The sequence below is a fragment of the Flavobacterium collinsii genome (assembly GCF_902804485.1).
In the GTDB taxonomy this organism is placed as follows: Bacteria; Bacteroidota; Bacteroidia; order Flavobacteriales; family Flavobacteriaceae; genus Flavobacterium; species Flavobacterium collinsii.
This window is the reverse complement of record NZ_CADCST010000139.1, coordinates 1-10,438: the sequence shown is the minus strand read 5'-3', so window position 1 is coordinate 10,438 and position 10,438 is coordinate 1. Positions and strand designations below refer to the sequence as shown.

7 protein-coding genes are annotated in these 10,438 nt (G+C 33.1%); 2 read left to right on the top strand and 5 right to left on the bottom strand.

Translation table 11 applies throughout. The features are described from left to right. Window positions 1-289: 289 nt before the first annotated feature. The 5 genes from FLA105534_RS21695 to FLA105534_RS21675 form a co-directional block, all read right to left on the bottom strand. Complete coding sequence (locus FLA105534_RS21695; protein WP_173968169.1) at window positions 290-709, bottom strand: hypothetical protein; 420 nt, start codon at window positions 707-709, stop codon at window positions 290-292. Between the two features lie 17 nt (window positions 710-726). Next, window positions 727-1,431, bottom strand: a complete 705-nt coding sequence (locus FLA105534_RS21690; protein ID WP_173968168.1) for a hypothetical protein — start codon at window positions 1,429-1,431, stop codon at window positions 727-729. A gap of 285 nt (window positions 1,432-1,716) precedes the next feature. Then, entirely contained in the window at window positions 1,717-2,028 is a 312-nt protein-coding gene (locus FLA105534_RS21685) for a hypothetical protein (protein ID WP_173968167.1), read from the bottom strand. A gap of 607 nt (window positions 2,029-2,635) precedes the next feature. Then, window positions 2,636-4,783, bottom strand: a complete 2,148-nt coding sequence (locus FLA105534_RS23975; RefSeq protein ID WP_173968166.1) for a TonB-dependent receptor — start codon at window positions 4,781-4,783, stop codon at window positions 2,636-2,638. Between the two features lie 117 nt (window positions 4,784-4,900). After that, window positions 4,901-5,209 (bottom strand): HD domain-containing protein, encoded by a 309-nt coding sequence (locus FLA105534_RS21675; protein WP_173968165.1) that lies wholly within the window; start codon window positions 5,207-5,209, stop codon window positions 4,901-4,903. Between the two features lie 98 nt (window positions 5,210-5,307). On the opposite strand from FLA105534_RS21675, the gene FLA105534_RS21670 reads away from it, so the two are divergent. Together FLA105534_RS21670 and FLA105534_RS21665 are read left to right on the top strand one after the other, a co-directional pair. After that, window positions 5,308-6,180, top strand: a complete 873-nt coding sequence (locus FLA105534_RS21670) for an ABC transporter ATP-binding protein (protein ID WP_173968164.1) — start codon at window positions 5,308-5,310, stop codon at window positions 6,178-6,180. Between the two features lie 99 nt (window positions 6,181-6,279). Continuing rightward, window positions 6,280-9,864: an ABC transporter permease/M1 family aminopeptidase gene (locus FLA105534_RS21665; RefSeq protein WP_173968163.1), complete on the top strand. Its 3,585-nt coding sequence runs from the start codon at window positions 6,280-6,282 to the stop codon at window positions 9,862-9,864. Window positions 9,865-10,438: the final 574 nt, after the last annotated feature.

Here is a 10,438-nt window from a genome sequence, read left to right as displayed (position 1 = left end):
AGCCTATGTTGTAATCTCTCTGACTGCGTCGCTCTTTTTTAAATTCTGGATTATTCATAAATAAGTCAATTTTATGTCAACTTATTTCAGGACGAGACAGTGAATATAAAAAGGCTCGAACGTAATGTTCGAGCCTTTTTTGTTGATGACTTGTGATGTAATTAGAATGCTTGTATAAAGCTTAAGGTTAGTCGTGTACCATTTTCTTTAACATATAATTCATTATTGAAAAATGGGAAATATCGACGGTTAATACAATTTAAAATAGGATTTGTTCTTAGTTATATATTTAGTTCTCTATCCATTCAATTACTTTAATCCTGATTATTGTTAGGTTACCATACTTCTCGACATCTTGTGGTGTCCATATATATTCCTTTCCTTTAGATCTTTTATCATCACTCCAATCAACAGGTTCCTTTACATAGACATAAAAGCTTATGTTTTTTCGTCCAACAACTTTTTGATTAATTTCCGAAGGACTCAAAAATTTAAAAGTAAAAAATGAAGGACTATCAGTGGTAGCAAAAGCAGTTTTTATTTCAGGTTTTATTTCTTTTAGGAGGCTTTTCAGAGGCTTATTGAGAAACTGCTGTTCATTTGTTTTTAATTTAAATATATCATTAGGAGTTTGTACCAATTGCTGTGCTTTGCAGCTATAGTTAATTAATAATAACAGAAGTATAAATGTTTTTAATAGCTTTTTCATTTTTTTTGAATTATTTGTTAATTACAAGGTATTGAGGTGTAAGACTTGTTGCCATTTGGGAGTATAGATTCTTTAGTATTAAACGGTTTGAATTGCCCTTCAGAATCTTGTTTCATCAAAGTGACTCCTGCATTATATTTATTTAAAATTACTGACATTGCTTCAGTCCTGCCATCAATAGAAGAACCAAAGGTAGTGACAAAATTTTGCAGTTGGTCAAAAAGAACGTCTGGAAATTCGGGATTGTAACCTGCTATCTGATCAGCAGGATAAGCAGCAGTAAAATCTTTTGCTGCTTGCAAATCGGTTATAACAATTGCATATACTTCTCCTCCCGTTAGAATGTACGAAGTTGTAAAATTACGATTGTCTACATTTAACGTTATGCCAGCGTAAATGTCGCCTGCAGACAGTGGCGTATTATTTGGGTGGTTGTGCAAGGCGGCAAAAGATCCATGCCAGTTTGTGTTTACTTTTACACTAGAAGTGCCACCACTATTCATAGCTATCTGTCCCAATTGATTATTCCGTCTAGTTAAAGTAATACTATGCTCTATTTTTGGGTTAGCATTAAGAATATTTTTTTTTGCGGATAGAAAAACTGGGTCTTTTCCGTCAATAGACATTTTTGTGGCTTGTGCACAGGGATCTAATTTTATAACTGGAGGTGGCTGACCACCAGGAAAGGATGGACCTCCTGGGAAATAGGGAACTCCAGGCACTGGTATATTGTCAGGTACCCAACTCCAATTACTACAAGTTGTAATGGGACCAACTGTAACGTAGTAGGTGCATATGTATTTTGAAGTGACGTTCTGTATGGGAGCTCTGTTATGATATCTAATATGCTGACCGTTTTGAAATTCTCCAGAATAAATAATTTTGTTTTTACTGTTTTGTATTGTTATATATCCCGAATATATGGAATCAGTTTTATAGAGATTAAACTCTTTACTGTTATTTATAATTTTATTCTTTGTAGTGTAAATAATATTAAAGATCTGATATTATTCATTTTCATTTAAAATGAATAATAATGACATATAGGTTCTATAATCGGTATCGTCAATAACATTTGTTGATGTATTGTTAAACAGCATAAGAGGAATTTCTATCGTTTTAGCATCACCTTCAATAGATATTCTTGCATTTTCCCAATCTATTTTTTTTGTATAGTTTAGTGATTCTAGATTTGGACTGTTATTGTCAAACCATTCTTTTACTGCAGTTATATCAGAATTTATGACCGTAGTTTTTATTTCATCGCTTTGGCAGCCGGTCATAAACGTACTTACGTATGTTAGTACTAGTAGATTCAATATATTTTTTGTTTTTTGTATCATATTTTACAATGAATTTAAACTTGTTATTTAAGAGTATTTATTCAGTTTAATAGGTTTTTTTAGAAATATATATGTATAGTAGTATATGTTTATAGTAAAGATAGTTGTTTTTTCTTACAAAAAAAACATTTTGAATAATTGTTTTTTATGTAGATTAGGTCAGAATAGTGTATTCGAAATGAAGGTTTTATTAAGTATTATTTTGGTAATTTTATTCACCAACCCTTAGCCGATATTTTTCATAATAATAGACTGATTAGGACGGTTAGTTTTTATAATAATCTTCAATTTATACTTTCTTTGATAAAAATGAATTTGATTTTATTTGAATAATAGATGAACTCAAATTAGTTTAGTTGTTTGTTGTTATTAGTGGATCAAAGCGATATTAAACCGATCATTGTGTTTTCAAATATTTCATTTGGTAGTTACTTAACTGCAATTGGCTTTGTTCTGTTTATTTATTATTTTGAATTAATACTAAATTTATCAAAAAGATTTTAAAAGAGTCTGTAAAAGAAAAAGAGGAGGCTGTCCTTATTATTTTAGGGCAGCCTTTTTTTGTTGATGACTTGTGACGTAATTAGAATGCTTGTGTAAAGCTTAAGGTCAATCGTGTACCATTTTCTTTAACATAATTCATATTGTTCGATTGCCATTGTGAGATAACCGTATAGTAGTCCCTATTGAATAAATTCTCAACACCTAAACGAATCGTACTTTTTTTCATAAAAGTATAACCGGACGAAAGATTAAAAGCGGTGAATGATTTTATTGGTCCTGTTCCATACGTATAAGCTCCATTAACAGGTTCGAATCTGTCTCTTCCTGGTGTATTGATCATTTGAAGAAAAATCGACCAGTCTTCGATAGGCCTAAATACAGTATAAGCTGTTATTTTTGGCGGATTGATGCGATCACCTCCTAAATATACTTTTTTGTCGGCAAGTTCACGTTTCCCCTCTGTAAAAGAATAACTGGCTCCGATATCTATTTTGGAATGAAGACGGTATTTTGCTGATAATTCAAAACCATAGATCTTTTCAGGTGAACGGGAAATCTGTGGATTACCGTCGATATAAACATAAGAAGCACCTAATTTGGAAGTACTGTAATAAACAGCTGCTTCATAAGATAATCGATCTACAGCTCCGGAGAATCCAAATTCATAATTATTGGCAGTAACCGCTTTTATTGAAGTATTGTTAACGGTATTTTCTTTTGCAGCACGTAATACTAAACCTAAGTCGGCTACACTGAAACTTTGAGAAAAGCTTACAAAAGGTTTAAACAAATTCCATTTTGTATAACGCAATCCGGCATTGAACATTAGTGCATTAAAATGTAATGCCCCGCCGTTTACTGCGACACCTCCACCTACGTAAGTTCCGTTTACATAATTACGAATACCAATGGTGGTATAGTTAGGAACGTCAATGCTTACATTTTCAAGTCTCAAACCGGTTTTAAATACCAAGTTTGGTCCAAACATGTTCTTAATTTGAAAGTAAGGAGCTAAATTGGTCATACTCATTTCCGGAATTACCAATCTGTCATCAGTAAGATGAGTATCGGTAATATCTGAAAGAATATCCACCCCATAAGTAACATTACCGGATATAAGAGAATTGATTTCGTACGGACTGTTTAAATTCAAACGAAAACCAAATTTTTTACTTTGTGTAGCAGGTTGTCCTTTGTTTTCAAAAAAGTCGCTATAGTTAATAAGTGTAAGATAATCTTGAAAATAGAGAGTAGCATTAATATCTGTATTTCCAATAATATTCTCCCCAATATAACTTAAAGCGGCATTGTGGTTATAAGGCGTTCCTTCTGGTTCTCCGGGACGTGACCCTTTGATTCCGGTAGTAGGCCTATCAAAATTTCCATACACTCCGGCTTTGGCAATATAATCAGTGTGTTGTGTGCTTTTGAAATAATTGTACATTAATTCCAGACGATTGTTAGCGTTAAAATCATATCCGATTTTAGCAAAAGCATTCCAGTTTCTAAGATCGTTCATTCCATACTCCGGTGAAAGGACACGTCCTTTTGCATCGCGATAAAGTCCTGTTTCTTCATAACGGCCACTAACTACATAATCGAACTTCTTAATTTTCCCGTTGAACTGCTGTGACACAAAGAAACCGGCAGTTTCTTTAGGTTTAATCAATGAGAAAGCTGTCCCGGCCTCTGTTGATCCGCTTATTGCTTTATCGGTAGTTGGTTTTTTTGTAATGTAATTAATCAAACCTCCATCAGCACCGTTACCGTAAATTGCGGTAGCGCCTTTAATAACTTCAACACGATCCAGCACTGTAGGATCCAGAGAACGCATGTCTTTTGCTCCGTCTCTTAAAGGTGTAGATTGTGGAATACCATCAATCATAACCAATACGCGACGACCACGTAAAGTCTGACCTAAATTCTGAGTTCTATTCGTGGTAAAACCCAAGCCCGGAACTGTTGTGCCCAAAATATCACTTAAATTGGAACTTATGCTTAATTGTTGTTGTAATTGTTTCTTTGAAAGTATCGTTACTGAAGAAGGAACTTCGTTTAAACTTTCAACTTGTCTTGTGGCAGAAATAACAATTTCTTTTAATTCATTGTCAGATTTTGATTTGTCAGGTAAAACACTGTCTTGACTTTGGTGATTTGCTTTAGAAACTTGTTGGGCGGAAAGTGAACTTATAGTAAAGAACACCATCAGCAAAGAATAAATTTGCATATTTGGTTTATTTAGATTTAATTAAAATAGAAGCAAATATAGAGAATCTATTAGAAGAATAATAGGAGAAAAGCAGCTAAAGCCGTGCTGTTTCTCTATTTTATTATTTAGTTGGAGTTAGTTACTTAATTCGGCTGATTTAAGTTTTGTTATTCCTTCCTGAACAATTACGTCTTTCAAAATGGTAAGTAAATAGTTGAAAATCACATGTTTATCTAGCATGAAAAGCATTTTCTTCTCAATATCAAGCCAGGAAGTTTCGATATCTGCTTCATTATGTTGAATCTGAGCTTCTAATTTATCTAAAGAATTAGCAACTTTTGATTCGTTACTTACTTTGTTCTCGAATTCATACCAAAGATTGTAAATTCTGCGTAAGTAATTCTTAGAATTTTTACTGGAGTTTCCTGGTATAGAGAGCTGCATTATCTCAAATTAAAAATAAATTTTGCATCAATACTGTAACTATTAATTTTAAGTAACGTCTTACGTATTTATAACCAATCAAAACTAAAACATACAATATGGAATTAATCATTAAAAACCTGGACAAAAAATACAGTAATGGGGTACATGCATTGAACGATGTTTCACTTCACATTAAAAAAGGAATGTTTGGATTGCTAGGACCAAATGGAGCCGGGAAATCTTCTTTGATGCGAACACTGGCTACTTTACAAGATGTTGACAGTGGCTCAGTAACCCTTGGGGATATTGACGTCCTAAATAACAAAGAAGCAGTTCGTAAAGTTCTGGGTTACTTACCACAGGAATTTGGCGTATATCCGAGAACGTCAGCTGTAGAACTTTTGGATCATTTGGCATTACTGAAAGGGTTTGATAAAAAATCAGACCGTAAACAAATCATAGAACAATTACTAGTTAAAGTCAATCTTTGGGAACATCGAAAAAATGCTGTGAACAGTTATAGTGGAGGAATGCGTCAGCGTTTTGGGATTGCACAATGTTTAATAGGAAATCCACAATTGGTTATTGTAGATGAACCAACTGCAGGATTGGATCCCGGTGAAAGAAATCGTTTTTATAATATCCTGAGTGAAATTGGAGAAAATACCGTTGTTATCCTTTCTACTCATATTGTTCAGGATGTTCGTGAACTTTGCACACAAATGGCGATTATGAACCAAGGAAAAGTATTATTTAGTGGTAATACTGATGATGCTTTACTACAAGTGAAAAGCAAAGTATGGGAGAAAAAAGTAACCAAACTTGAATTACCTGAATACCAAAAAGGCTACAAAGTTATTTCGAATAAATTAGTTGGTGGACAACCTTTGATTCACGTTTTTTCGAATACTCATTTGAATGACGGATTCAGTCCGGCAGAGGAAAATCTCGAAGATGTGTTTTTTGCGAAATTAAACGAATTAGTTTAAGAAAAAAGATACTGAATTACTAAGATTTTAGAAACTTAGGCTGATAAAATCTCAGTATCAAATAACGTCAATCTTTTAGCTCTTTTTAAATAAAAAATTATGTGGAAATTTATACGATACGAATTAAAATATTGGTTACAGACACCAATGATATGGATCTTTTTATTCATTAATACCCTGATCGTTTTTTTTGCGGTTGGATCTGAGCAGGTTACCATTGGCGAAAGCATTGGTAATATACACAAAAATGCACCTTTTGTCGTAGAACAATTCTACGGTATACTTTCGGTAATTTGTTTACTGATGACTACAGCCTTTATGAACGCCACGGCCAACCGTGATTTTCAAAGTGGAATGTATCAATTTATATTCTCCTCCCCAATCAAAAAAAGGGACTATTATTTCGGGAAATTTATTGGAGCAGCGATCGTCTCCGTAATTCCTTTACTTGGAATTTCTTTAGGTGTTTTGATTGCTCCGGTACTAGCACCAATTTTTAATATGTGTCCAGCGGAAAGATTTGGCGAAATCATTTGGTCTGGGCATTTACAGGGTTTATTGGTTTTTGGGATTCCAAATGTGATTATCTCAGGGGTTTTATTATTTGCTTTAGCTATTATTTTTAGAAGCAATATTGTATCTTTTATAGGTGCTATGCTTATTTTGGTATTCTATATTGTTTCCTCTGGATTTACCAAAGATATCCATAAAGAATGGTTAGCGAATTTGCTTGATCCTTTTGGACTTCGTCCTTTTAAGATTATGACGAAATATGTCACCGTTGCTGAAAAAAACCTAAGTGCAGTCCCCTTACATGGCGATTTATTAACCAATCGTTTGATCTGGATAGGAATTAGTTTGATTATTTTAGTCGCAGTTTATTTTAAGTTTTCTTTTAATACTAAGAAAGAAAAAAGCAAAGAGAGCAAAAAATCAAAAGTATCGGAAGCTCCTGTGGTTGTTTCAAATGCGGTATTCGAAGCAACAAAAGCTAATGTCTTTTCGATAAATACCTTTTGGGGTTTAGTAAAATTTGAAACTAAATCAATCATTAAAAACCCAACCTTTATTATCATTGTTGCCATTGGAATGATTAATTTGATTGCAAGCCTTACGAGTTTTACAGGCCGCTATGGAATTGCTCAATATCCTGTTACTTATGATGTAATCGATACTATAAAAGGGGCTTTTGGCATTTTTATGATTGGATTTATTACTTTTTACACTGGTGTTCTGGTTTGGAAAGAACGTGATGCCAAAATCAATGAAATTCAAGATGCCACACCTATCCAAACAGGTGTTTTATTCTCCTCTAAATTGGTAGCTCTCATTATTGCTTTAGCCATCGTTTTTGCCTTAACGATAATCGTTGGAATTGTGTCACAAACAGCTCATGGATATTACAATTACAAATTAGATGTTTATCTAAAATCAATAATGGTAGTGTCTTTACTGAGCTATTCTTTTATGGCGGTGATTTCTTTGTTATTTCATTATTTAATCAACAACCGATATATTGCCTATTTTGCTTTTGTCACTTTTATAATTGTTAATAATTTCATTTGGAGGGTACTCGAAATCAATAGCAATATGTTGAATTTTGGTAACACACCAGCCATTACTTACTCAGACATGAATGGGTTTGGCCCTTTTGTCTCCTCTACCATTTGGTTCAATGTGTATTGGGCACTATTTTGTTTGATCTTGTGTTTTGTCATTAACGCATTTTATATTCGTGGTAAAGAACAGCAATTTAAATACAGATGGGTAAATGCAAAAAAACAACTTGGAAAAAATAAGATTGGCATAGCGACCACCTTAGTTTTATTTGCACTTTGCAGTAGTTTTGTTTATTATAATACCAAAATTTTAAACACTTACGATTCTTCAAAAGAGCAGGAGAACAAGCAGGTGGATTATGAGAAAAAATATAAAAAATTCGAAAATCTTGTACAGCCTCGTTTTTATAAATTCAATTACACTATTGACCTTGTGCCTGAAAAACGAAACATGACTGCAAAAATAGAAATTTGGGCGAAAAACAAATCTAATGTAGCTATACGAGAACTCCATTTTACGATGCCAGAAGTAACTGATAGTTTAAAAATGAGTATTGCCGGAGCAAAATTGAAATTAAAAGATTCTCGTTTAAATTATGAGATTTATGAATTAAACAAACCGTTATTGCCTAATGACTCCATTAAGATTAATGTCGATTTATGGAAATTGACAAAAGGATTCGAAAACGAAGTCACTTTTACACAACTGACTCAAAACGGAACGTTTTTCAATAATTATGATATTGTACCATCTCTGGGATACAATAATGGCGTGGAGATTTCGGATAAAAACAAACGAATCAAATTGAAATTACCAAAGAGAGACAGAATGCCAAAACTGGACGAGAACAATCTTTCGGCCAGGGGCAATACGTACCTTGCAAATGATTCGGATTGGGTTGAGGTGAATACGACGATAAGTACAGCGCCGGACCAAACTGCCATTGCTCCGGGATCACTATTAAAAACGTGGGAAGCTAATGGAAGAAAGTATTTCAATTACAAATTGGATCAAAAATCATTGAACTTTTATTCCTTTATTTCTGCAAAGTATGAAATAGCCCGTAAAAAATGGAACGGCATAGATCTCGAAGTTTATTACGACAAAGAACACGCCTATAATGTTCCGAATATGCTCAAAAGCATGCAGAAATCATTAGAATATTATACTAAAAACTTTGGGCCATATTATCATAAACAATGTAGAATTATTGAGTTTCCAAGATACCAAAGTTTTGCACAAGCCTTTCCTGGTACTATGCCTTTTAGTGAAGGTATCGGTTTTATCATTGATTTAAGTGATGTAAAGAAAGATGATATTGACCAGGTTTATTATGTCACGGCACACGAAATGGCACATCAGTATTGGGCACATCAGGTTTCTGGTGCCAATATGCAGGGAAGTGAAATGTTTAGTGAAGGTTTCGCACAATATTCTGCTTTGATGGTCATGGAAAAAGAATATGGAAAAGACAAAATGAAAAAATTCCTGAAGTATGAGATGGATCGTTATTTAAGCGGCCGTAGTTCTGAGCTTGAAGGAGAGCAACCTTTGATGAAAACTGAGCACCAGCAATACATCCACTATCAAAAAGCAAGTGTAGTCATGTATTATTTAAAAGAAATGATTGGGGAGAAAAAGGTAAATCAGGCTTTGAAAAATTTGGTTGACACTTATGCTTATAAAAACCCGCCATTTCCAACTTCGATAAGTGTAGTAAATGAATTGCGTAAAGTAACTCCGGATAGTTTACAGTATTTGATTTCTGATATGTTTGAAAATATTACATTATTTTCAAATCGAATGCTTGAAGCCAAATATAAAAAAGTAGGTTCTGAGTACGAAATCACTTTAAAAACGACTTCTGAAAAATTCAGATCGGATGCACTTGGAAAAGAAACCCCAATACCTGTTGCAGATTATATTGATATTGCTGTTTTTGCGGAACCAAAAAACGATTCCGGTTTGGGTAAGGTTTTGATTTACAAAAGGCTAAAAATAACAAAAAAGGAAAATGTTTATGTTTTTAAGACGAAAGAGAAACCTTTTGAAGCTGGTATTGATCCCTACAACTATTTGATTGATCGAATTCCGGAAGACAATTTGAAGAAAGCAGAAGATTAATTTTGCAGCAGAATTCATAAACATTCGTTTCATTAAAAAGCTATTTGCGTGGTTTTTTGAAGCTAGGGATTTCATTACTTGAAATCCTGATTAATGAGGTTGGAAGACAAACAATTTAAATAGTTTTATAAAAAAAAAAAAACTTTTGTGGGAGATAATCCTGCAAAAGTTTTTCTTTTTTTAGTACCCATAGTAGGTACATTTATTTTGCCCCTTATATTCTCATTCTTTGTGTTTTTTGCTCTGCAAAATGAGTTTGTGTTAGTCGATAGATAGATTTTACCTTTAAAGGTTTCTTTCTTCTGGGGAACTACCTTAAAAAGAATATTGTAGAAAAATGGTTTGTAAATAGGAACATTTTTCGCTAAAGAACTTAGAGGTCCTTTCCTATTTTAGAGATCGAATTTGAAAATCTACTGGAGAAAGTTGGTTTTAAATGGAAAAATTATTTCTTACTCTGATTTTTTAGTTTTTTAACTCTGAATATTTACTGTTGAATAAAAATAATTATGATTTGATTAGTTTATATGTTAAAAGTGTGTATTTAAGCATTTTTATATGTATTTAGTTATTT